Annotated in this window: 21 protein-coding genes, 3 tRNA genes and 1 pseudogene; 13 read left to right on the forward strand and 12 right to left on the reverse strand. The window is 75.1% G+C overall.

The window, feature by feature from the left end; translation table 11 throughout:
- Nucleotides 1-380: 380 nt before the first annotated feature.
- Both OG553_RS25055 and OG553_RS25060 read right to left on the reverse strand, forming a co-directional pair.
- Nucleotides 381-923, reverse strand: a complete 543-nt coding sequence (locus OG553_RS25055; protein WP_405981136.1) for a UTRA domain-containing protein — start codon at nucleotides 921-923, stop codon at nucleotides 381-383.
- A 49-nt stretch (nucleotides 924-972) separates the two neighbouring features.
- Nucleotides 973-3,876, reverse strand: coding sequence for an ATP-binding protein (locus OG553_RS25060; RefSeq protein ID WP_405981137.1), 2,904 nt, complete (start codon nucleotides 3,874-3,876; stop codon nucleotides 973-975).
- Nucleotides 3,877-4,003: 127 nt separating this feature from the next.
- Here OG553_RS25060 and OG553_RS25065 point away from each other — a divergent pair, with 127 nt between their 5' ends.
- Nucleotides 4,004-4,702: a hypothetical protein gene (locus tag OG553_RS25065; protein WP_405981138.1), complete on the forward strand. Its 699-nt coding sequence runs from the start codon at nucleotides 4,004-4,006 to the stop codon at nucleotides 4,700-4,702.
- A 102-nt stretch (nucleotides 4,703-4,804) separates the two neighbouring features.
- Here the strand turns inward: OG553_RS25065 and OG553_RS25070 are convergent, their stop codons facing one another.
- From OG553_RS25070 to OG553_RS25085, 4 genes are read right to left on the reverse strand one after another with little or no spacing between them, the layout of a single operon-like run.
- On the reverse strand, nucleotides 4,805-5,314 hold the full coding sequence (locus OG553_RS25070) for a pyridoxamine 5'-phosphate oxidase family protein (protein ID WP_405981139.1): 510 nt from the start codon (nucleotides 5,312-5,314) through the stop codon (nucleotides 4,805-4,807).
- A gap of 29 nt (nucleotides 5,315-5,343) precedes the next feature.
- On the reverse strand, nucleotides 5,344-6,072 hold the full coding sequence (locus tag OG553_RS25075) for a VWA domain-containing protein (protein ID WP_405981140.1): 729 nt from the start codon (nucleotides 6,070-6,072) through the stop codon (nucleotides 5,344-5,346).
- 15 nt (nucleotides 6,073-6,087) lie between these two features.
- On the reverse strand, nucleotides 6,088-7,209 hold the full coding sequence (locus OG553_RS25080; protein WP_405981141.1) for an acyl-CoA dehydrogenase family protein: 1,122 nt from the start codon (nucleotides 7,207-7,209) through the stop codon (nucleotides 6,088-6,090).
- Nucleotides 7,206-8,780, reverse strand: a complete 1,575-nt coding sequence (locus tag OG553_RS25085) for a FadD3 family acyl-CoA ligase (protein WP_405981142.1) — start codon at nucleotides 8,778-8,780, stop codon at nucleotides 7,206-7,208. Before OG553_RS25085 ends, OG553_RS25080 begins: the two co-directional genes overlap by 4 nt.
- A gap of 120 nt (nucleotides 8,781-8,900) precedes the next feature.
- On the opposite strand from OG553_RS25085, the gene OG553_RS25090 reads away from it, so the two are divergent.
- Entirely contained in the window at nucleotides 8,901-9,524 is a 624-nt protein-coding gene (locus OG553_RS25090) for a flavin reductase family protein (protein WP_405981143.1), read from the forward strand.
- Here OG553_RS25090 and OG553_RS25095 read toward each other — a convergent pair.
- Nucleotides 9,419-10,063 (reverse strand): helix-turn-helix transcriptional regulator, encoded by a 645-nt coding sequence (locus OG553_RS25095; RefSeq protein ID WP_405981144.1) that lies wholly within the window; start codon nucleotides 10,061-10,063, stop codon nucleotides 9,419-9,421. The two genes, OG553_RS25090 and OG553_RS25095, sit on opposite strands and share 106 nt — an antisense overlap.
- A 101-nt stretch (nucleotides 10,064-10,164) precedes the next feature.
- Between OG553_RS25095 and OG553_RS25100 the strand changes: the two genes are divergently transcribed.
- Genes OG553_RS25100 through OG553_RS25110 form a run of 3 tightly spaced genes read left to right on the forward strand, consistent with a single transcriptional unit; the run spans nucleotide 10,165 to nucleotide 12,903 of the window.
- Nucleotides 10,165-11,286, forward strand: a complete 1,122-nt coding sequence (locus tag OG553_RS25100) for an LLM class flavin-dependent oxidoreductase (RefSeq protein WP_405981145.1) — start codon at nucleotides 10,165-10,167, stop codon at nucleotides 11,284-11,286.
- A gap of 1 nt (nucleotide 11,287) precedes the next feature.
- Nucleotides 11,288-12,016, forward strand: coding sequence for an SDR family NAD(P)-dependent oxidoreductase (locus tag OG553_RS25105; protein WP_405981146.1), 729 nt, complete (start codon nucleotides 11,288-11,290; stop codon nucleotides 12,014-12,016).
- Nucleotides 12,013-12,903 carry an alpha/beta hydrolase gene (locus OG553_RS25110; protein ID WP_405981147.1) on the forward strand — a complete coding sequence of 297 codons (891 nt, stop codon included), beginning with the start codon at nucleotides 12,013-12,015 and terminating at the stop codon, nucleotides 12,901-12,903. Before OG553_RS25105 ends, OG553_RS25110 begins: the two co-directional genes overlap by 4 nt.
- Before the next feature lie 5 nt (nucleotides 12,904-12,908).
- Here the strand turns inward: OG553_RS25110 and OG553_RS25115 are convergent.
- A tRNA-Ser gene (locus OG553_RS25115) sits at nucleotides 12,909-12,991 on the reverse strand.
- Between the two features lie 50 nt (nucleotides 12,992-13,041).
- Nucleotides 13,042-13,116, reverse strand: a tRNA-OTHER gene (locus tag OG553_RS25120).
- Between the two features lie 65 nt (nucleotides 13,117-13,181).
- Between OG553_RS25120 and OG553_RS25125 the strand changes: the two genes are divergently transcribed.
- From OG553_RS25125 to OG553_RS25145, 5 genes are all read left to right on the forward strand, one after another.
- Nucleotides 13,182-13,520, forward strand: a complete 339-nt coding sequence (locus OG553_RS25125) for a hypothetical protein (RefSeq protein ID WP_405981148.1) — start codon at nucleotides 13,182-13,184, stop codon at nucleotides 13,518-13,520.
- Between the two features lie 4 nt (nucleotides 13,521-13,524).
- On the forward strand, nucleotides 13,525-13,935 hold the full coding sequence (locus OG553_RS25130) for an SDR family oxidoreductase (RefSeq protein WP_405981149.1): 411 nt from the start codon (nucleotides 13,525-13,527) through the stop codon (nucleotides 13,933-13,935).
- Nucleotides 13,936-14,013: 78 nt separating this feature from the next.
- Nucleotides 14,014-14,087 (forward strand) — tRNA-Lys (locus tag OG553_RS25135).
- An 87-nt stretch (nucleotides 14,088-14,174) separates the two neighbouring features.
- Nucleotides 14,175-14,516 carry a hypothetical protein gene (locus OG553_RS25140; RefSeq protein ID WP_405981150.1) on the forward strand — a complete coding sequence of 114 codons (342 nt, stop codon included), beginning with the start codon at nucleotides 14,175-14,177 and terminating at the stop codon, nucleotides 14,514-14,516.
- A gap of 94 nt (nucleotides 14,517-14,610) precedes the next feature.
- Nucleotides 14,611-15,336, forward strand: coding sequence for a class I SAM-dependent methyltransferase (locus OG553_RS25145; protein ID WP_405981151.1), 726 nt, complete (start codon nucleotides 14,611-14,613; stop codon nucleotides 15,334-15,336).
- Nucleotides 15,337-15,472: 136 nt separating this feature from the next.
- On the opposite strand, the gene OG553_RS25150 is transcribed toward OG553_RS25145, so the two are convergent.
- Together OG553_RS25150 and OG553_RS25155 are read right to left on the reverse strand one after the other, a co-directional pair.
- A complete protein-coding gene (locus OG553_RS25150; protein ID WP_405981152.1) occupies nucleotides 15,473-16,447 on the reverse strand; it encodes an acyl-CoA dehydrogenase family protein in 975 nt (324 codons plus the stop codon).
- Nucleotides 16,447-17,592, reverse strand: coding sequence for an acyl-CoA dehydrogenase family protein (locus tag OG553_RS25155; protein WP_405981153.1), 1,146 nt, complete (start codon nucleotides 17,590-17,592; stop codon nucleotides 16,447-16,449). The genes OG553_RS25150 and OG553_RS25155 overlap by 1 nt, the downstream gene beginning before the upstream one ends.
- A gap of 354 nt (nucleotides 17,593-17,946) precedes the next feature.
- Between OG553_RS25155 and OG553_RS25160 the strand changes: the two are divergent.
- Nucleotides 17,947-18,126, forward strand: a pseudogene (locus tag OG553_RS25160) (RNA-guided endonuclease TnpB family protein); the annotation flags it as partial.
- A 53-nt stretch (nucleotides 18,127-18,179) separates the two neighbouring features.
- Here the strand turns inward: OG553_RS25160 and OG553_RS25165 are convergent.
- Entirely contained in the window at nucleotides 18,180-19,073 is an 894-nt protein-coding gene (locus OG553_RS25165; protein ID WP_405981154.1) for an enoyl-CoA hydratase, read from the reverse strand.
- A gap of 46 nt (nucleotides 19,074-19,119) precedes the next feature.
- On the opposite strand from OG553_RS25165, the gene OG553_RS25170 reads away from it, so the two are divergent.
- On the forward strand, nucleotides 19,120-20,277 hold the full coding sequence (locus tag OG553_RS25170) for an acyl-CoA dehydrogenase family protein (protein WP_405981155.1): 1,158 nt from the start codon (nucleotides 19,120-19,122) through the stop codon (nucleotides 20,275-20,277).
- Entirely contained in the window at nucleotides 20,274-21,056 is a 783-nt protein-coding gene (locus OG553_RS25175; protein WP_405981156.1) for an SDR family oxidoreductase, read from the forward strand. The genes OG553_RS25170 and OG553_RS25175 overlap by 4 nt, the downstream gene beginning before the upstream one ends.
- The last annotated feature ends 10 nt before the right edge of the window (nucleotides 21,057-21,066 follow it).

Consider the following 21,066-nt stretch of genomic DNA (forward strand, 5'->3'; position numbering starts at 1 on the left):
GCGCCGGCCTCCGGCCGCCGGTACGGGGCCCGGGTCGCTGGTAACGCCCCCGCCGCGCGAACGGCGGGACCCCTCATACGGTCCGTACAACGGCGTACGGAACTCCGACCCGCGCCCGCCATGGCTCCTTCTGGATGCCGTGCTCGCACCGCTCGGCCGCAGGCGGCCTCCCGGGCTTCGCCCGGCTGCGCCGGCCTCCGGCCGTCGGTACGGGGCCCGGGTACTGGCAGCGCCCCGCCCCGACGGGGACTGCCGGAGAGCGCCCCCGCCGCGCGAACGGCGGGACCCCTCATACGGTCCGTACAACGGCGTACGGAACTCCGACCCGCGCCCGCCATGTCCCCGACCAGGGTTGGCGGGCGCGGTGGCGTTTCCGGGAGCTAGCCGAGGGCGATCTCGTAACGCAGCTGCTGGCGGCCCGCGGGCATCGCCATCACGTCGGCCTGGATCGGGCGGTCCGCCGAGTCGTAGGTGGTGCGGGCCGGCTGGAGCACCGGCTCGTCCCGCCCGAGGCGCAGCTGCCGGTGCTCCTCGGGGCTCGGTATGCGGGCCGTCACGTTCTCGACGACCCGGACGCCGACGTGCCCCAGGGATGCGAGCAGCGTCACGGCGCCGCCGCGGATCTTCGCGGTGCCGGCCAGGGCGGTCCCCGCGGCGATGTCCGCGGGCCAGTAGCTGTCCGTCAGCTCCACGGGCTCGCCGTCGAGTTCGATGATCCTGCGCCGTACGACGGCCGTGCTCCCCGCCGTGAGGCCGAGCATGCGGGCGACGCCGTGCGGTACGGCGGCCTCTCCGGCGTGGACGATGCGCTGGCCGCCGGACCGGCCCGCCCGCCGGGCCTGCTCGGTCCACGCGTCGGCGGTCCCCGTGCCGCGCGGGGTCAGGTACGGCAACGAAGCGCTCGTCCACCGGTCACCGCTCACACTGCCTCCGTCCGTCCCGTCCGTCGACGCCACGGTAGCCGTGCCGGACTCAGGGGGTGCCCCGGGCCGTGAGGGCGGCCAGGGCGGCTCGGGTGGTGATGCCCGTCTTGCGGTAGATGTGGGAGAGGTGGGTGTCCACCGTTCGGGGGCTCAGGTAGAGGCGGGCCGCGATGGCCGGGGTGGTCAGGCCCTCCGCCACCAGTTCCGCGATCTCGCGTTCGCGGGGGGTGAGGTGGGGGAGCGGGGGGCGGGCGGGGGCCGGCGGGAAGAGGTCCGCCAGGCCCGTGAGGAGGCGGGAGCCGCCCGCTTCGGCGAGGCCGCGGCCGCGCCGCCACTGGTCCGCCGCCGTGCGCGCGTCGCCCGCCCGGCCCGTCAGGGTCGCGCCGACCAGCAGGGCCTGCGCCTCCCAGAGCGTCGCACCGCCGCTCGACGCCTCCCGCGCGGCCCGCGCGTACCGCTCGGCCGCCGCAGCCGGCTCGTCCCGCGCCGCGAGCACCGCGCCCTCGCTGCGCAGCGCCGACGCCCGCTGGTTCGCCAGCCCCAGCCGTTCGGCGTCGGCCGTGGCCCTGGCCGCCCAGGACTCCGCCTCCGCCAGGTCACCCGTCCCCACGGCCGCGTTGACCAGCGCCTCCAGGAACAGCGGCCGCAGCGTCGGCTGGAGGCCGGCCAGCTCCGGCCCGCGCCCCGCCCGCAGCATCGCGGAACGCGCCCGCCGCGGGTCCCCGGCGTACAGGGCCGCGTAACTCAGCACGCACCACGCGAGCGAGGTCCACCAGCTGCTGCGCGAGCCGGCCAGCGCCACCGCCTCCTCCGCCACGGACAGCGGCAAGGGGTCTCCCGGCGGCATCGCCGCGATCAGGATCTGCGCCTTGTTGCCCAGCACCAGCCCGAGGAGTTCGTCGCTGCCGACGCCCCGGGCGATGCCCTCGGCCTCCTCGCACAGCTCCAGCGCCGACCCCAGCCGGCAGGAGTTCATGTGCACGACGGCCTTGCACGTCAGCAGGTGCGGCAGCAGGTGCAGCGGGCCGACGCGCCGGCCGAGGGCCAGCCCCCGGTCGGCGTGCCGCTCCGCCTCCGGATAGCGGTCCAGGTAGAACTCGGTCCACGCGATGCGCGCCAGCGGCTCGCACAGGTCGGCCGGTTCGGCGTCGGCCAGGGCGTCGAGCCGGGCGGCGGCCCGGCCGGCCAGCCGGCGGGCCTTCGCCAGGTCCCCCTCGTACGTCTCCCCGAGGGCGGCCGTCGTCAGAGCCCCGGCCGCCGCCGGAGCGTTGCCCAGCCGCAGCGCCGCCCCGTAGGCCCGCAGCACGTCCTCCCGGACCTCGGGGTACGACAGGGCGTGCGGCGCGGACGACCCCAGCTCCAGCCCGAGTGCCAGCGCGTCGGCGGGCCTCGGCGCGGGCCGCCGGGCCAGCTCGCGGCGCAGCAGCGCGACCCCGGCGGCGTACCGGCCGAGGTGGCGTTCCACCGACGCGCACAGGGTGACGGCGCTCGCGCGCAGCCCGTCGTCGGCGTGGGCTCCGCCGGACCCTGCGAGCAGCTGGTGGAGCAGGTCCCGGCTGGTGCCCAGCTCGCCGCACAGGCTCAGCGCCCGTGCCCGCCGCAGCAGCAGCTCCGCGCGCCGGGCGGCGTGCTCCGGGGAGTGCGGCAGGACGCCGAGGACCACGCCCAGCCAGTGCGCGCAGCTCGCCGGCGCGGTGGTCCGGGCCTCGTCGGCCGCTTCGAGCAGCACCGCCGCGGCCCGGGGGTCCCAGCCGGTCAGCGCCCGCTCCACGTGGTGGGCGCGCACGGCGGCGGTCGCGCCCGTCCCGGCCTGGGCGGCGGCCGCCCGCCGGTGCATGGCCGTACGCCGCCGGTGGTCGGTGTGCTGGTAGACGACGGTCCGCAGGACGGGGTGGCGCAGTGACCAGCCGCCGGCCGGGCCGGCCCGCAGCAGGTCGCGGTCCGACAGGACGCCGAGGTCAGCGTCGAGCCGGCCGGTGTCCGGCAGTCCGGCGGTGAGCGCCAGCAGCGGGGCCGTGGCCTGGTCGCCGAGGACCGCGACGGCCTCGGCGGTACGGCGCTGCGTGCCGGTCAGCGGGGTCAGCTCGTCCAGCAGCAGTGCGGTCAGGCCGCCCGCCGGGACGGCGGGGCCGGCACCCTGGCCCTGGAGGAGGGCCAGGAAGTAGAGGGGGTTGCCGCCGCTGGAGTCGTACAGCCGTTCCGCGAGGCCGGGCGGCAGGCCGGGCGCCAGGTGCTCCACGCAGGTGCGCCGGTCCAGGGGGCCGAGGTCCACGCGCAGGACGGCTCCGGTGTCGACGCCGCGGGCGAGGGCGGCGGCCGGCGACGGCGCGGTCTGGCGGTCGCGCCGGGCCACGACGAGGGCGACCGCGCCGGGCGGTGGGTGGCGTACGAGGTGGTCGAGGAGTTCCAGGGAGGCGGGGTCGGCCCAGTGCAGGTCGTCGAGGGCGATCAGCAGGCCCCGGCCCCGCCTCCGCTCGGCCAGGGCCGTGAGCAGCGAGGCCGTCGCGCGGTGCACGGCGAACCGGTCGGCCGGGGCGTCCGCCCCCTCGTACGGGTTCGCGCGCCCGCCGGGGTCCGCGCCCGCCGCGGTCCCGTGCAGCACGGGCGCCGCCGCGGGGTCGGGCAGTGGTGCGGGCAGCAGCCGCGGGTCCAGGTCGGCGAAGGCGTCGGTGAACAGCCGGAACGGGATGTGCCGTTCGAACTCGGTGGCGCGGCCGCGCAGCACCGTCAGCCCCCGGGCGCGCGCCCGGCGGCAGACCTCGGTGAGCAGCCGGCTCTTGCCCATGCCCGCGGGGCCCGTCAGGTCCACGACGCCGGGCGGCCCGTCGCCGTTGCCGGGCGGCCCCTCCCCGCCGCCGGGCGATCCGCCCGACCGGGCGAGCACCGCGCCGATCACCGCGTCCAGCCGGTCGAGTTCGGCCCCCCGCCCGACCAGTGGAGTCCTGTCCGTCATCGCCCCTCCCCGCATCACGGATACCCGGTACCGGCGCGGCGGATACGTACGCGGTTCTACGGATGCCGCTGCCGCCGCCGCGCTGCCAGCATCGGAAGTGACCCCGACGCGCCCTCCTGGAGGCCCGATGCGTTCCTTACGCGCGCTCACCGCCCCGCTGCTGACCCTGCCGCTGCTGGCCCTCGCGGGCTGCTCGGCCGCGGGTTCGGGTGCGGACATCGGGGCGGGCGGGCCCCGGTCCGCGTCGTCCGCCCCGGCGTCCCCGACGCCCTCGTCCAGCGCTTCCCCCGTCGCCCCGCCGGTCTCGCCGACCCCGCCCCCCGAACCCGCCCGGACCTCCGCGTGCACGGCCACGGCGGGTCTGGACACGACGGCCCTGGGCACCTACCTCAAGGGGCTCAAGGCCAGTGACAGCAAGGACGTGCCGTCCCTGTTCGTCGTCGACGACGGGGTGTACTTCCGGCTGAAGGACACCCAGCCGCCCTGCGAGGCGCTGGCGGTGAAGCTCGGCCACTTCCGGGTGGACATGGTCCGCTCGACCGATTCGGCCGGCTACGACTTCACGTACGGGCCGATCCGTACGCGCACCCTCGCCGTCGGGCCGCACGAGGGCAAGGTCGACGGCAGCGAGCCCCCGGCGACCGCGCGCTGCGCCGGGGTCCTGTCCGTCATCTACCTGGGCCGGGACCTCGTCGTGGGCGACCTCCCGCACGACCTGCGGCTGCCGGCGAAGGACGCCGTGCTGGACTGGTCCCTGGTCGACGTGCGGCGCGACGGCGTCCTCGGCGCCGTGTTCAAGCCCCCGGCCGGGGCGAGGGACTGCTGACCGGGCGGGGCGGGCTGACGGGGCCGGGCGGGCCGGCGGGGTGACGGGGCGGGATGGTGCGCCGTGGGGGTGCGCACTATCCCGCCCCGGCCCCGCGGCACCTCAGCCTGCCGGGACATCGCGCGGGGGTTCGTCGTCGTTGCCGCGGCGCAGGGTGCGTACGCCGTGGGCCGGGGTCCAGGAGCGGACGACCAGTTCCTCGCCGTCCACCGCGATGTGGACCACCTCGGTCAGGTCGGCGTGGAAGAGGTGGAAGGGGTGCGGGGAGTCGGTCTCCTCCGCGTACCGGTGCAGTTCGGGCGGGTCCACGATCTCCACCGCCCGCCCGGAGATCCGGACGTCCCCGTCGGGCATCGCCATGCCCTCGCCCGGGTTGGTGTGCAGGGCGAAGCGCGGGTCGCGCTGGAGGTCGCGGGCCTTCATCGAGCCGGCCATCATGCCGAGCCACAGCTCCCCGCCGCGGAAGTCGACGTTGAGCCCGGCGACCCGGGGCGAGCCGTCCTTGCGCAGGGTGGCCAGGACGTGGTGCGGGTACCGCGCGAAGCGGGCCCGCACGGCCGCCGCGAACTCCGGCTCCGCCTTCTCGAACGCTGCCCAGTTGTTCGTCGTCATGGCGTTATGTAAGCACCGGAATGGGTGTATCAGGTGCGTACTACGCCTGCCGCGCGTGCCGCCGTCAGCCAGGCGGGGAATTCCGAGACGAGCCGGTCGTACAGCTCGGAGTCCGGGACCGCGCCCGGGTCCGGGCCGGCGTGGAAGTAGCCCGCGTTGTCCACGACCCGCTTGCCGGGCACGGGGAGTTCGTCGAGGCGGCGCAGGAAGTCGAACTGGGTGCTGCGGGTGTTGCCGAAGCCGACGAACTGCCAGAAGAGGGGGAGGCGGGCCGCCTTGCAGAGGTACCGCTCCGCGGCGAGCTTGTTGACCGGGCCGCCGTCCGTCTGGAAGACGACGAGGGCCGGATCGGCGGAGCCCGAGTCGAGGTAGTGGTCGATGACCGCGTCCATGGCCAGGTGGTAGGAGGTCCTGCCCATGTGGCCGAGCCGGGCCGCCATGGCCGTGACCCGGCCCTCGTGCCCGGCGAGGGTGACCTCCTCGACCGCGTCGACGTCGGTGGAGAAGAACACCACCGGGACCCGGCCGCCGCAGTCGAGGTGCGCCGAGAGGCCGAGGATCCGGTCGGCGAACGCCTGCACGCTGCCGTCGTCGTAGTACGGGCGCATGGACCCGGAGTAGTCCAGGACCAGGTAGACGCAGGCGCGTCTCCCCTCCATGCCGTTCTTGCGGAGGGAGACCCCGGCGCTCTTGTACAGGTTCACGAGCGCCGGGGCCGTCTCCTCGACCTTGCGGAGGTCGATCGCGCTGCCCGTCATGCAGCCGAGGGTACGTCAGGAAGCGGACACCCAGCCCAGGTGCGAGGCGAGGCGCCGGCGGTGTGCGGCGGGTCCGCCGAGGAGTTGCGCCGAGCCGTGGGCCCGCTTGAAGAAGGTGTGCGCCTCGTGCTCCCAGGTGATGCCGATGCCGCCGTGGAGCTGGATCATCTCGCCCGCGGCGTAGGCGTACGCCTCCCCGCAGGCGGACGCGGCGGCGGCCGCCAGGTCCGGCGGGGCGTCGGCGGCGGCCGCCGCGAGGGCGAGGCCCCGGGCGGCCTCGACGGCGGTGTACAGGTCGGCGAGCCGGTGCTTGACGGCCTGGAAGGAGCCGATGGGCCGCCCGAACTGGGTGCGTTCCTTCGCGTACCGGACCGTCGCCTCCAGGGCCCGGCCCGCCGCCCCCGCCTGTTCGGCGGCCAGGGCGGTGCAGGCCAGGTCCCGGACCCGGGCGAGGACCCCGGTCCCGTCGGCGGAGAGCAGCCGGGCCGGGGTGCGGTCCAGGGTCAGCTCCGCGAGGGGGCGGGAGGGGTCCAGGGTGGCCCGTACGGTGAAGGACGCGGGCGGGGCGGTGAGTTCGAAGAGGCCGAGCCCGCCGTCCCCGGTCCGGGCGAAGGCCAGCAGCAGGGCGGGTTCCGCCGGGCCGGCCAGGACGTACCGCTTGGCGCCCGTGAGCAGCAGGCCGGTGCCGGTGCCGGTGCCGGTGTCCGCGGCGGCCTCGGCCCGGGTCTCCAGGTCGGCCGGCTCCCAGCTGCCGCGCCCGCCCGGCCCGGACTCCGCCCAGGCGAGCGCCCCGACCACGCTCCCGTCGGCCAGTCCCGGCAGGTGCTCCGCGCAGGCCGCCCGGTGCCCGGACGCGAGCAGGGCCTGCACGGTCAGCACCGCCGAGCCCAGGTACGGTACGGGGCTCAGCGCGCGGCCCAGCTCCGCCATGACCACCCCGGTCTCGGCGGCTCCGCAGCCCAGCCCGCCGTACTCCTCCGGCACCGCGAGCGCGGCCGCGCCCACCTGCGCCGTCAGCGGGGCCCAGGCCGCGTGGCCGGGGTGCCGGGCGAGGACCGCCCGTACGGCGTCGCGGAGTTCCTCCTGCTCGGGGGTGGGGGCCAGGCCGCCCGGCGGGGCGGGGTGCGGGGCGTTCACGCCGGCTCCCCTCGGGCCGTGCGGCGCAGCTCGGTCTTGAGCAGCTTGCCGCCCGCGTTGCGCGGGAGCTCGTCCAGCACCGTGAACCGCCGGGGCACCTTGAAGTTGGCCAGCCGCTCCCGGGCCCAGGCGGTGAGCTCCCCGGCGGTGACGGGGGCGGTGGTGACGAGGTAGGCGGCGCCGACCTCGCCGAGCCGTTCGTCGGGGATCCCGATCACGGCCGCGTCCACGACGGCGGGGTGGGTGAGCAGCACGCTCTCCACTTCGGCCGGGTAGGCGTTGAACCCGCCGACCACGTACATGTCCTTGAGCCGGTCGGTGATGGCGAGGTAGCCGCGCCCGTCCAGCACCCCGATGTCGCCGGTGCGGAGCCAGCCGCCGGCCAGGACGGCCTCGGCGGTGGCCGCGGGGTCGTCCAGGTAGCCGGGGGTCACGTGGTAGCCGCGGACCTGGACCTCGCCGGGCTCTCCGGCGGGCAGCACCTGTCCGAGCGGGCCGGTGACGCGCACCTCGGTGCCGGGGAGGGGAGGGCCGACGGTGCGGGCGACGGTGTCGGCGTCGGCGTCGGTGGGGCAGACGGAGACGACCCCGCCGGACTCGGTCAGTCCGTACGCGGTGAACACGTCCGGGGCGCCGAGCGCGGTGCGGATCTCGTCGACGAGGGAGGCGGGGACGCGGGCCGCGCCGGTGCCGGCCAGCCGCAGGGCGGAGAGGTCGTGGGCGGTGCGCCGGGGGTGGTGGACCAGGCCGTGGAAGACGGTCGGCGGGCCCATGAGGCAGGTGACCCGCTCGGCGGCCATGCGCGCGAGGACGCGGTCGGTGTCGTAGCGGGCCTCGGGGAGCATCGTCACCCCGCGCAGCAGGCAGGCGAGCACCCCGGCCTTGTAGCCGAAGGCGTGGAAGAAGGGGTTGACCAGCAGGTACCGGTCGCCGGGGCGCAGGGTGACGAGCTCGGACCAGGAGGTGTAGAGCCGCAGGGTCTGGCCGTGGGTGGCGGTGACGCCCTTCGAGCGGCCGGTGGTGCCGGAGGTGTAGAGGACGTCGCAGACGTCCTCGGGGCGCACCCGGGCGGCGCGGGCGGCGCGTTCGGCGTCGGGGACGGCCCGGCCGGCGGCGAGGTACGCCTCCCAGGAGTCGGGTCCCCGCCCGCCGCGGAGGACGACGGTCGTGGCGAGCTCCCCGAGGTCCTCGCCCGAGGCGTGCAGGTCGCGGGCGTAGTCGGTGCCGAGGAAGCCGCGTTCGGTGAACAGGACGCGGGCGCCGCTGCGCCGGATGACGTCGGCGGCCTCGGCGGGCTTGTAGCGGGTGTTGACGGGGACGAGGACGGCGCCGACGCCGACCGCGCCGAGGGCGGCGGCGATCCACTGGCGGCTGTTGGGGGCCCAGACGGCGATCCGGTCGCCGGGGCGGATGCCGTGGGCGACGGCGGCGCGGCCGGCGGCGGAGATCTCCTCGGCGAGCCGGGCGAAGGTCCAGCGGACCTCGCCGTCGGTGAGGGCTTCCAGGTCCCCGTACGCGGCGGCGGCGTGGCCGGGGAGCTGGGCGAGGGTGGTGGGCGGTGGTGGTGGCAACGGACCCTCCCTGCTTGTCGTGACGTGAGCACTTGACGAGCGAGCGTGGGCGGTATCCAATCACAGCTGTTTCGGTTAGGCATATACCTAGTAGGAACAACTCTGCTCCGGGAGGTCACCGTGTCGACCCTCACCACCCCCGTCCCCGCTCCCAGCCCCGCCCCCGTTCCCGGCCCCGCCCCGACTCCCACCCCCGCCGGCATGAAGGCGGTCCTGGCCGGCTTCTGCACCGGCGTCGCCGTCATCACGGCGTGCGGGGACGACGGCCGTCCCGCCGGAATGGCCGTGCAGTCCTTCTCGTCCGTCTCCCTCGACCCGCCGCTGGTCTGCTTCTGCCCCGCCCGCACCTCGACGACCTGGCCGCTGATCCGGGCCGCCGGGGCCTTCGCCGTCAACGTCCTGGCGGCGGACCAGGAGGAGCTGTGCCGCCGCTTCGCCGTCACCGGCGGGGACAGGTTCGCCGGGGTGGCCTGGCGGCCGGGCGCGGGCGGCGCGCCCCTGCTCGACGGGGCGCTCGCCACCGTGGAGTGCGTACTGGAGGACGTGCTGGACGGCGGCGACCACGCGATCGCCCTCGGCCGGGTCACCGTCCTCGCGGCGCACCGCGAGGGGGCGCCGCTGCTCTACTTCCGGCGCTCCTACGGGCGGTTGGCCCCGGTGGAGCCCTCGACGGCGGCTCGGGCCGCCTCCAGCGCGTCGATGTCCTCCAGCATGGCGGCCGCGAGGTCGCGCTCGGAGGTGTAGTACCGCTCGGCCCACTTGAGGGTCAGGGTGGGGTACGCCCAGGCCGCCTCGTCCTTGGCGCCCTCGACGTCGGCCTCCGCGCGCCGGCGCATGTTCTCCGCGAACTCCTGGTGCCGGAGCAGTACTTCGCGCATCTGCTCCGGCTCCAGCAGGTGGCCCAGCCACAGCCGCAGCATCGGCCCGTGCTTGAGCACCGGCGGGTCGACCGGTGCCTCGCGCGCCCAGGTCCGTACGGCCGCCATGCCCGCGCCGGTGATCCGGTACACGCGCTTGTCGCGGGTGCCGATGTCCTGGGCGACCATCCGCGAGGAGGCGTAGCCGGCCTTCTCCAGCCGCTTGAGCTCGCTGTAGATCTGGCTGAAGGACGGGCTCCAGTAGAAGAACCGCAGCGACCAGTCCGACCACTTCTTCAGGTCGTAGCCGGAGAGTTCCTCGCCGAAGGAGAGCAGCCCGAGGACCGCCCAGCTGGTCGCGGGGAGGGAGCGCGGGTTCGTCCCCGCCGAGGTCTCGTCTGCCGTCTCGGCCGTCTCGTCTGCCACGCAGCGCAGTCTACGACCGGTCCCGCGGCACCCTTCCCCCCGTGGGGTATGCCTGCTAGAAGTATTTCTATTAGAAATAACCATGGTTGGAGGGACCCCACGTGAAGTTCTCGATGATCTTCGAGGCCCAGCTCGTCGACCCCACCCCCGAACGCGAACGCCAGGTCATCCACGACTGCGTCGAACAGGCCGTCCTCGCCGAGGAGATGGGCTTCGACCGGATCTGGGCCGTGGAGCACCACTCCCTGTCCCAGTACGCCCACATGAGCGCCTCCGAGATCTTCCTGACCTGGGTCGCCGCCCGCACCAGCACCATCCGCATCGGCCACGGCGTGGTCACCATGCCCTTCGGCTACCAGCACCCCGTCCGCGTCGCCGAACGCGCCGCCATGCTCGACGTGCTCAGCGGCGGCCGCGTCGACATCGGCGCCGGACGCGGCGCCACCCGGCAGGAGATGTCCATGTTCGGGGTGCGCCCCGAGGACACCTACCCGCAGATGGAGGAGGCCCTGCGGATCTTCGCCTCCGCCTGGAAGGAGCCCGTCCTCGAATGGCACGGCTCCATCGACATCGGCCCCGGGGCGGTCCTGCCCCGCCCCGTCCAGGACCCGCACCCGCCGCTGTTCATGGCCTGCTCCAAGCACGACACCCTCAAGCTCGCCGCCGAACTCGGCATCGGAGCACTCGTGATGGGCTTCGCCGGCGCCGACGACGTCCGCACCATGCGCAAGGTCTACGACGAGGCCATCGCCACCCGCAGCGGCGAACGCCTCGTCTCCACCGCCCCCAACGACCACCTCTCCGCCCTCTGCCCCACCATCGTCCTCGATGACGCCGACCGCGCCCTCCGGCTCGGCACCCGGGGCCAGCGCTTCTTCGCCGAGTCCATCGCCCACTGGTACGGCAACGGCCCCGCGCCGACCGCCCACGCCGAGGACGAGGACCACACCGCCGCCCTCGAACGCGGTCGCGCCGACCTCGTCGCCAAGCTCCACGGGGCGGACATCCCCGCCCGCCCCGTCGACACCGGCACCTACAACGCGGACCACGCGTACGGCAGCGCCGGGACGGCCGTCGCGTACGTGGAACAGCTCCGCGAGATCGGCGTCGACGAGGTGATGTGCCTGATCCAGATGGGCACCGTCCCGCAGGAGGCCTGCCTGGAGACCATCCGGCAGTGGGGCGAGAAGGTCATCCCGCACTTCCGCGCGACGGAGGCCTGAGATGGTCTCGCTGGAGGGCAAGGTCGTCCTCGTCACCGGCGCCGCACGCGGCCAGGGCGCCGCCGAGGCCCGGCTGTGCGCCGAAGCCGGGGCGCGGGTCGTCGTCACCGACCTCCGCGAGGAGGAGGGGCGGGCGGTCGCCGCCGGACTGGGCGGCCAGGGCCTGTACGTACGCCACGACGTGGCCGACGCCGACAGCTGGGCCGGGGTGGTGCGCGAGGCGGTGGCCGCCTTCGGGACGGTCTCCGCGCTGGTCAACAACGCCGCCCTGTGGCGCACCGCGCACGTCGAGGAGCAGAGCCCGGAGGGCTTCGAGGAACTGCTGCGGGTCAACCTGCTCGGCCCCTTCCTCGGGATCCGGGCCGTCGCCCCCGTGCTGCGCGCCGCAGGGGGAGGCTCCGTCGTCAACATCTCCTCCACCGCCGGACTGGTCGGCATACCCGGCCACGCGGCCTACGGCTCCACCAAGTTCGGGCTGCGCGGGCTGACCCGCTCGGCGGCCCTGGACCTGGCCCCGGACGGGATCCGGGTCAACTCGGTGCACCCCGGGGCCGTCGACACGCCGATGGTGGCCGACGCCGTCGCGGGACGGGACTGGTCGCACGTGCCGCTGGGGCGGATGGGCCGGCCCGGGGAAGTCGCGGAACTGGTGCTGTTCCTGTGCTCGGACGCGTCCTCGTACGTCACGGGCGCGGAGTTCGCGGTCGACGGGGGGATGACGGCGCGATGACCCGGGACGAGCTGTCGGAGGCCGCGCGGCGGCTCTGCGACGCGATGAGCGCCGGCTTCCCCGGCCCCGGGGACGTGACCGCCCTGCGGGCCGCGGTCGCCGCCGGGGCCCCGGCGCGCCCGGCGGGACCGGAGGTGGCCTCGGTGTACGACACCACCGCGGGCGGGGTGCCGGTACGGGTCTACGACCCCGCGCCCGGGGCGGCGGGGCGGCCGCTGGCCGTGTACCTCCACGGCGGCGGCTGGGTGATGTGCGGCCCGGACACCCACGACGCCCTGTGCCGCGCCCTGGCCTCGGCCTCCGGGGCGGTGGTCGTCTCCGCCGACTACCGGCTCGCCCCGGAACACCCCTGGCCGGCGGCGGCCGACGACGCGCTGGCGGTGCTGCTGTGGGCGCGGGCCGAGGCGGAGCGGCTGGGCTGCGACCCGGGCCGGGTGGTGGTGGCGGGGGACTCCAGCGGGGGCAACCTGGCGGCCGTCACCGCGCTGCGGGCGCCCGGACTGGTCGCCGGGCAGCTGCTGGCGTACCCGCCGCTGGACGCCTCCATGGGCTCCGAGTCGGTGGCGGCGTACGGGCGGGGGTACTTCCACACCGCCGCGCACATGGCCTGGTACTGGGACCAGTACGGCGGCGACCCCGCCCACCCGCACGTCTCGCCGCTGCGGGCCGCCGACCTGTCGGGGCTGCCGCGCACGCTGATCGTCCTCGCGGACTGCGACCTGCTGCGGGACGAGGGGCTGGCGTACGCGCGCCGGCTGGCGGGAGCGGGCGTGGACTGCGAGGTCCGGCTCCACCCGGGGGTCTTCCACGGCTTCCTGGGCCTGCCCCTGCCGGCCGCCCGCGCGGCGGTGGCGGGAGCGGCGGCCTGGCTGGCGGCGACGCCCTGAGGAAGTGGGGGACGGGACGGCCGGATTCGAACCGGCGTCCTCCTCCTGAGCAGGGAGGCGCAACGACCTCTGTGCTACGACCCCGTCCTTGCGGCCGATCATAAGGCGCCGCGACGGGAGGGGGGAGGGGGGATGAGGGGCGGGGCGGCCGGATTCGAACCGGCGTCCTCCTCCATGTTGTGTAGGCGCACTACCTCTGTGCTACGACCCCGCTTGGACCGGATCCTAGACGACCTCCGACGGGGCCCGCACCGGGATATCCCCGGCATGATGTGTCCATGCCCGCCTTCCTGCTGCGCACCCTCCTGCTCCTGGCCGTGGAAGCCGGGGCCGCCGCGCTGCTGCGCGACCCCGGTACGCCGTGGATCCCCGTGCTGCTGGCGGTGTTCGTGGCCGGCTCGGCCGTACCGCACGGCACCGGGGCGGAGCTCGCCGGCCGCTTCCTGGTCGCCCTCACCGCCGTTGCCGCCGCCCGGCTGGGCGCCACGGCCTGGGAGGGGCACGGCCTGTCGGCCGAGGTGGGGCTCGCGGCGCTGCTGCTGTTCCAGACGGCGGTCCTGATGCGGCTCTCCCTGCGCCGACGCCGGCGCAGGCGGCCGGGACGCCGCCGGGGCTAGGGGGATGCTGCTCGTCGACCGGGTGACCGAGCTGGTCCCCGGCGAGCGGCTGACCGCCCTCAAGGCGGTCACCTGCGACGAGCCCCGGTACGCGGACCTCGCCCCGGACGCCGACGAGGCCGGCCACGGCTACCCGCGGACCCTGCTCATCGAGTCCTGGTGCCAGGCGGCGGGCGTCCTCGCCGCCTGGCACCGCCCCAACCCCGACGTGCTCTCGGGCCAGGTGATGCTCTTCGGCAGCATCTCCGACGCCGTCCTGCACCGGCCGGGGCGACCCGGCGAGCAGGCGCTGAAGGGCATCCCGCTGCGCCGCCTGGGCCGCGCCGAGGAGGTGGCCGACGCGGTCGCGCACCTGGTCGGCGCCGAGTACGTGACGGGAGCCGTGCTCCAGATCGACGGAGGACTCGTTGTCTGAGGAGGGTCACGCGCCGCCCGGCCCGGACGTAGGGGCGATTTGGAAGACCCCGCCGGACCGGGTAAATTTCCTCCCGAGGCGCCGCTAGCTCAGTTGGTTAGAGCAGCTGACTCTTAATCAGCGGGTCCGGGGTTCGAGTCCCTGGCGGCGCACCTCTCCTTCGGGCGGTTTCCGGTTCACACCGGGAGCCGCCCGAAGTCGTTTCCGTCGGGGCGGCCGCCTCGTCTAGGGTCGCGGGCATGTCCACCACCACCCTCTGGCGTCCCACCGGCCCCGTCGAACTCGAACTGGTGCGCGCCCTCGACTGGCGTGCCTGGCCGCCGCGGCTTCGGGAGCAGCCGATCTTCTACCCCGTGCTCAACGAGGACTACGCGGTGCGGATCGCCCGCGACTGGAACGTCAAGCACGACGGAGCCGGCTTCGTGACCCGCTTCGAGGTCGACTCGGCCTTCCTGGAGCGGTATCCCGTCCAGCGGGCGGGCGGCGAGACGATCCTGGAACTCTGGGTCCCGGCCGAGGAACTCTCCGAGTTCAACGCGCACATCGTGGGGCGCATCGAGGTGGTCCGGGAGTTCCACTGACCCCCTCCGGGTCCGGTCCCGGTGCCGGCACCGGCACCGGCACCTCGGCTGTAATGCCGTCGCCCGTCGGCCCCCGCTTCGAAAGAATGGCGGGATGACCACCACCCGCGCCCGGTCCTTCGACGCCGCCGCCTCCCGGTACCACGCCAGCCGCCCCGGCTACCCCGACGCCCTGTTCGACGCAGTCGAGGAGCTCGCCGGGCGGTCCCTGCGCGGGGCGCGGGTGGCCGACGCCGGGGCCGGCACCGGCATCGCCAGCGCGCTGCTGCACGCCCGCGGCGCCCGCGTCGTCGCCGTGGAGCCCGGCGACGGAATGGCGGCCGAGTTCCGCCGCGCGCACCCCGCGATCCCCGTCGTGCGCGGCGACGGCAACGCACTGCCGCTCGCCTCCGGGAGCCTCGACCTCCTCACGTACGCCCAGGCCTGGCACTGGACCGACCCCGAGCGCTCCGTCCCGGAGGCCCGCCGCGTGCTGCGCCCCGGCGGGGCCCTCGCCGTGTGGTGGAACGACATGGACGTCCGGGTGCCGTGGATCGCCGAGCAGGACCGGCGGCTCCGGGAGTTCTTCGGGGTGGCCGGGCTGCCGGTCCGGGTGTCCCCGGAGGGGCTCGACCACGTCACCCGCGAGGTCCGCTGGTCGCGCCGGATCCCGCTGGAGGCGCACCTCGCCAACCACGCCACCCACTCCGCCTTCCTCGTCCTCGGGGAGACCCGCACCCGGGAGTTCATCGACGCCGAGCGGGCCCGGCTGCTGGAGCTGTTCCCCGACGGCGCCGTCGAGGAGGCCTACACCGTCACCCTCCGGGTGGCCTTCCCCTAGGCCGTCTCTTCCGGGTCCTGGCTCACCCGCGCCGCCCGGCACCGCACCTCGCCGCCTTGGCGGGGCACCTGGGGGCCCCTCCCAGCGGTAGCCGGGGGAGACGTGGGCTTGGCCGCCGAGATCCGGAAGAGGCGGCCTAGCCCACCACCTCCGCCCGGCACCGGGCCGGCCCGCCCCACGCGTCGCGCAGCGGGCGGGCCTTGCGCAGCCACAGGGAGAGGTCCAGTTCCTCCGTGTAGCCGACCGCGCCGTGCAGCTGGAGGGCGGTGAGCGCGGCCGCGTACGCCGCCTCGCCGGCGGTCAGCTTCGCCGCCGCCACGTCCCGGCGGGACAGGGACAGCGCCGCCGCCCACAGCAGCGGCCGGGCGAACTCCAGCGCCAGCAGGGTGTCCGCCAGCCGGTGCTTGACCGCCTGGAAGCCGCCGATCGGCGTGCCGAACTGGGTGCGCTGCTTCGCGTACTCCACCGTCCGCGCCAGCAGGGCCTCGCCCACGCCCAGGCACTGCGCCGCCGTCAGCAGCCGCGCCCAGCGCAGGGCCGTCCCCGCGGCGGCCGTCACCGCCGGGCCCGCCGCGAGCGGCTCCCCGCCCTCCGGGGCCGGCCGGTAAAGCCGCCGCGCCGGGTCGGTGGAGGCCAGCGGACCGCCGGGGCCGGCGGCCAGCCGCAGCTCGCCGGCCTCCGTCACCGTGAAGCGGTGCGTGACCGCGTCCGCGTCCAGGGCGTACGGGGAGCCGCCCGGCAGCGTCAGCGTCGCCGAGGCCCCGCCCGAGGCGAGCCCCGGCAGGAAGCGCTTCGACAGTGCCTCGTCGCCCAGTTCGGCGAGGAGCACCGCGGCCGCGGCCGTCTCCACCACCGGGCCCGGTACCCCCGCCCGCCCGAGCTCCACGAAGCCGAGCGCCAGTTCCACCGGCAGCGGGCCCACCCCGTCGTACGCCTCCGGCACGGCCAGCGCGAACAGGCCGGTCCCGGCGAGCGCGGACCACAGCCGCCGCCCGGGCCCGTGCTCCCCGGCCGCCCAGGCCCGTGCGGTGGCCGGGACCCCGGCCGCGCCCAGCAGGGAGTGCAGCGTACGGGCGTAGTCGGACTGTTCCTCGGTCGGCAGGAAGCGCATCAGCGGCGGCCCTTCGGGAGGCCGAGCAGCCGCTCGGCGATGATGTCGCGCTGGATCTCGTTCGTGCCCGCGTAGATCGGCCCGGCGAGGGAGAAGAGCCACGGCTCGGCCCACTCGCCGTCGGCGAGCTCCGCGTCCGCGCCCAGCAGGTCCAGGGCCGTCTCGTGCAGGGCGATGTCGTACTGGGACCAGAACACCTTGTTCAGGCTGGACTCGGCGCCGATCCGCTCGCCCGCCGCGAACCGGGAGGCGCCCGTCCAGGTGAACAGCTCGTAGGCGCGGGCCCCGACCACCGCGTCCGCGACCCGGTCGCGCAGCGCCGTGTCGGCGGGGTCGCCCTGCGCGTGCCACAGCCGGGTCAGCCGGTCGGCGGCGGCCAGGAAGCGGCCGGGGGAGCGCAGGGTCAGGCCCCGCTCGTTGCCGGTGGTCGACATCGCGATCCGCCAGCCCTGCCCCGGCTCGCCGATGACGTCCTCGTCGGGGACGAACACCCCGTCCAGGAAGAGCTCGGCGAAGGCGGGCTTGCCGTCGAGGCGTCCGATGGGCCGTACGGTCACCCCGGGGGCCCGCAGGTCGAACATCAGGTAGGTCAGCCCCTGGTGCGGCTTCGGCGCCCCGGGGACGGTGCGGAAGATGCCGAAGGCCCGGTCGGCGAAGGCGGCCCGCGAGGACCAGGTCTTCTGCCCGTGCAGCAGCCAGCCGCCGTCCGTGCGCACCGCCCGGGAGCCGAGCGAGGCCAGGTCGGAGCCGGACTCGGGTTCCGACCAGGCCTGCGCCCAGATCACCTCGCCGCTCGCCATGGGCGGCAGTACGCGCGCCCGCTGTTCGGGGGTGGCGTGGTCGAACAGGGTGGGGGCGAGGAGGCTGATGCCGTTCTGGGAGACGCGGCCGGGGGCGCCCGCCGCCCAGTACTCCTCCTCGAAGACGAGCCACCGTTCGATGTCCGCGCCCCGGCCCCCGTACTCCTCGGGCCAGGACACCGCCGACCAGCGGTCCGCGTGCAGCAGGGCCTCCCACTCGCGGTGCGCGGCGAAGCCCTCCCGGGTCTCCAGGGAGGGCAGGGGGCGGGCCGGGACGTGGGCGCGGAGCCAGTCGCGGGCCTCGGCCCGGAAGGCCTCCGCCTCGGGGGAGTGGTCGAGGTTCACCTTGCTTCTCCCAGGATGCCCCGGCCTTCCGGCCGGGGTGGGGGCATCTCCCGCTTGCGGGGGAGCATCGATCCTCGGACCGGAGGCGCGGAGCGCCGGAGTTCTGTACGCATCTGTTCTGACCTGCGCTCTCTTCCGTTGTCAGTGGGGGCTGTTGGGTTCCGGAGCGTGATGGCGACAGCGATGGCCGAGCAGGGGTCCGGGCATGCCCGGTACACCTTCCGGCTGCGTGTGTCGTCCACGGCGCTGGCCCGGCTGCATGCCGAGTGGGCGCGGTGCCGGTGGGTGTGGAACGAGTGCGTGGCGATGTCCCGCAAGGTCCACGGCCTGAACAAGACCACCGGGCAGAAGATCACCATGGACTGTGCGCAGTGCGGAGCGAGAGCCAAGCACGCACTACCTCTTTCCGAGAGAACGTATACGTGCACCGTGTGCGGAGCCGTGTCCCCCGGGGACAAGGACTCCGCCCGCGTGATGCTCGTCCGGGCTGGTCTCAACCCGGCTGGTGCCGATCTTGTAAGACCTGCCACCTGCTGGGTGCCAGGCGAAGTGAGCCAGGAATCCCCTCCCTCCAGGGAGGGGAGGTTTCAAGGGGTGCTCGCCTCCTTCATGGCGGCCACGTTCATGCCGCCGAGGGAATCCGCCGCCGTTTCGGCGTTGTGGGCGTGTGCCAGGTGGTGCAGTCCGAAGACGGAGTCCATGCCGGTGTGCAGGCCCTGGAGGTCCTCGGCCTGGTTGAGGGCCCGCTTGGTCAGGGCCAGGCCGAAGCCGGGCATCTCGGCGATCCGCCGCGCCAGCCGGTCCGTCTCCTTCGCGAGGTCCGCCCGCGGCACGACCCGGTTGACCATGCCGACCTCGTACGCCCGGCGGGCCGGCATCCGGTCGCCGGTGTAGAGGAACTCCCGGGCGATGCGCGGGGGCATGGCCCACGGGTGCGCGAAGTACTCGACGCCGGGGATGCCCATCCGCACCACCGGGTCCGCGAAGAAGGCGTCCTCGCCCGCCACGATCAGGTCGCACACCCACGCCAGCATCAGCCCGCCCGCGACGCAGGCCCCCTGGACGGAGGCGATCACCGGTTTGGGCAGCTCCCGCCAGCGCCGGCACATCCCCAGGTACACCTCGGACTCCCGGGCGAAGCGGGACTCGGCGCCGGGCCGCTCCGTGTGGTCCCACCACAGTCCGGCGCGCCGCTCGAAGGGCAGGTGGGCGTCGCGTCCGGGGGTGCCGATGTCGTGGCCGGCGGAGAAGTGCTCGCCCGCCCCGGCGAGGACGACCACCTTCACGGCGGGGTCGCCGGCGGCCCGGTAGAAGGCGTCGTCCAGGGCGTAGGTCATCGCGCTGTTCTGGGCGTTGCGGTAGCGGGGGCGGTTCATGGTCACGTACGCGACGGGGCCGCGCACCGCGTACAGCACGGGCGGGTCGGAGGGAGCGGGGGAGTCTGAGGGGGAGTCTTCGGCAAAGGCGTCGGCGGCGGGCATCGGCACATCCTTCCCTAACAAGTGTTTGGTAGGTTAACGTACGGCCATGAGCAGCGTCGAGAGCGTCGAGGAGTTCCGCGCCGAGTTCCGCGGCTGGCTCCGCGCCCACCTCACCGGCGGGTTCGCGGACCTCAGGGGACGCGGCGGACCGGGCCGGGAACACGAGGCCTTCGCCGGCCGCCTCGCCTGGGAACGGCACATGGCGGAACACGGCTGGACCTGCGTCGGCTGGCCCGTCGAGTACGGCGGCCGCGGCGCGAGCACCGCCCAGCAGATCGCCTTCCACGAGGAGTACGCCCTCGCCGACGCCCCCGCCCGCGTCAACCACATCGGCGAACAGCTCCTCGGCCCCACCCTCATCGCCCACGGCACCGACGAACAGAAACGCCGCTTCCTGCCGCCGGTCAGGGCCGTGGAGGAACTGTGGTGCCAGGGCTACAGCGAGCCCGACGCCGGCTCCGACCTCGCCGGCGTCCGCACCCGCGCCGCCCTCCGCGACGGGCGGTGGACGGTCGACGGCCAGAAGACCTGGACCTCCCTCGCCCACGAGGCCCAGTGGTGCTTCGTCCTCGCCCGCACCACCCCGGGCTCGCGCCGCCACGCGGGCCTGTCCTACCTCCTCGTCCCCATGGACCAGCCCGGCGTGCAGGTCCGGCCCATCACCCAGCTCACCGGCACCTCCGAGTTCAACGAGGTCTTCTTCGACGGCGCCCGCACCGACGCCGCCCACGTCGTCGGCGCCCCCGGCGACGGCTGGGCCGTCGCCATGGCCACCCTCGGCTACGAACGCGGCGTCTCCACCCTCGGCCAGCAGGTCGGCTTCCGCCGCGAACTCGAAGCCCTCGCCGCCCTCGCCCGCGCCAACGGCGCCCTCGCCGACCCGCTGATCGCCGACCGCCTCACCCGCGCCTGGACAGGCCTCCAGGCCATGCGCGCGGCCGCCCTGCGCCCCGGCACCGCCCCCTCCACGGCCAAGCTGTACTGGGCCCGCTGGCACCGCGACCTCGGCGAACTCGCCATGGACGTGTGCGGCGCCGCCTCCCTCACCGCGGCCGGCGTGCACGGGGACCCGTACGAACCCGACGACTGGCAAAGGCTCTTCCTCTTCTCCCGCGCGGACACCCTCTACGCGGGCTCCGACGAGATCCAGCGCAACATCGTCGCCGAGCGGATCCTCGGCCTTCCCAAGGAGGTACGGGCATGACCGCCCCCGCGTACGTCCCGGCCCACGGGCTGCTCAAGGACCGCACCGCCGTCGTCACCGCCGCCGCCGGAGCCGGCATCGGCGGCGCCACCGCCCGCCGCTTCCTGGAGGAGGGCGCCACCGTCCTGATCAGCGACGCCCACGCCCGGCGGCTGAAGGAGACCGAGGAGGCCCTCGCCGCCGAGTTCGGGCCCGGCCGCATCGCCTCGCTGCCCTGCGACGTCACCGCCGAGGAACAGGTCCAGGCACTGTTCGCGCACGCCGGGGAACTCCACGGCGGCCTCGACGTCGTCGTCAACAACGCCGGGCTCGGCGGCACCGCCGACCTCGTCGACATGACCGACGAACAGTGGGGCCGGGTCCTCGACGTCACCCTGAACGGCACCTTCCGCTGCACCCGCGCCGCACTGCGCTCCCTGAAGGCCTCCGGACGCGGCGGGGTCCTCGTCAACAACGCCTCCGTCGTCGGCTGGCGCGCCCAGACCGGCCAGGCCCACTACGCCGCCGCCAAGGCCGGGGTGATGGCCCTGACCCGCTGCGCCGCCCTGGAGGCCGCCGGGTTCGGCGTACGCGTCAACGCGGTCGCCCCCAGCCTGGCCATGCACCCGCACCTGGTGAAGGTCACCAGCGCGGAGCTGCTGGACGAACTGACGGCCCGCGAGGCCTTCGGCCGGTACGCCGAACCCTGGGAGATCGCCAACGTCATCGTCTTCCTGGCCAGCGGCTACTCGTCGTACATGACGGGCGAGACGGTGTCGGTCAGCAGCCAGCGCGCCTAGAGAATGGGCG

Source organism: Streptomyces sp. NBC_00158 (assembly GCF_045160885.1).
Classification (GTDB): Bacteria; Actinomycetota; Actinomycetes; order Streptomycetales; family Streptomycetaceae; genus Streptomyces.

What these genes read in the sequence shown, in the direction of transcription:
- OG553_RS25060 (WP_405981137.1), bottom strand. Translation starts at nt 3,876, where the DNA reads ATGACGGACAGGACTCCACTGGTCGGGCGGGGGGCCGAACTCGACCGG.
- OG553_RS25065 (WP_405981138.1), top strand. Translation starts at nt 4,004, where the DNA reads ATGCGTTCCTTACGCGCGCTCACCGCCCCGCTGCTGACCCTGCCGCTG.
- OG553_RS25070 (WP_405981139.1), bottom strand. Translation starts at nt 5,314, where the DNA reads ATGACGACGAACAACTGGGCAGCGTTCGAGAAGGCGGAGCCGGAGTTC.
- OG553_RS25075 (WP_405981140.1), bottom strand. Translation starts at nt 6,072, where the DNA reads ATGACGGGCAGCGCGATCGACCTCCGCAAGGTCGAGGAGACGGCCCCG.
- OG553_RS25105 (WP_405981146.1), top strand. Translation starts at nt 11,288, where the DNA reads ATGGTCTCGCTGGAGGGCAAGGTCGTCCTCGTCACCGGCGCCGCACGC.
- OG553_RS25110 (WP_405981147.1), top strand. Translation starts at nt 12,013, where the DNA reads ATGACCCGGGACGAGCTGTCGGAGGCCGCGCGGCGGCTCTGCGACGCG.
- OG553_RS25125 (WP_405981148.1), top strand. Translation starts at nt 13,182, where the DNA reads ATGCCCGCCTTCCTGCTGCGCACCCTCCTGCTCCTGGCCGTGGAAGCC.
- OG553_RS25130 (WP_405981149.1), top strand. Translation starts at nt 13,525, where the DNA reads ATGCTGCTCGTCGACCGGGTGACCGAGCTGGTCCCCGGCGAGCGGCTG.
- OG553_RS25140 (WP_405981150.1), top strand. Translation starts at nt 14,175, where the DNA reads ATGTCCACCACCACCCTCTGGCGTCCCACCGGCCCCGTCGAACTCGAA.
- OG553_RS25145 (WP_405981151.1), top strand. Translation starts at nt 14,611, where the DNA reads ATGACCACCACCCGCGCCCGGTCCTTCGACGCCGCCGCCTCCCGGTAC.
- OG553_RS25150 (WP_405981152.1), bottom strand. Translation starts at nt 16,447, where the DNA reads ATGCGCTTCCTGCCGACCGAGGAACAGTCCGACTACGCCCGTACGCTG.
- OG553_RS25165 (WP_405981154.1), bottom strand. Translation starts at nt 19,073, where the DNA reads ATGCCCGCCGCCGACGCCTTTGCCGAAGACTCCCCCTCAGACTCCCCC.
- OG553_RS25170 (WP_405981155.1), top strand. Translation starts at nt 19,120, where the DNA reads ATGAGCAGCGTCGAGAGCGTCGAGGAGTTCCGCGCCGAGTTCCGCGGC.
- OG553_RS25175 (WP_405981156.1), top strand. Translation starts at nt 20,274, where the DNA reads ATGACCGCCCCCGCGTACGTCCCGGCCCACGGGCTGCTCAAGGACCGC.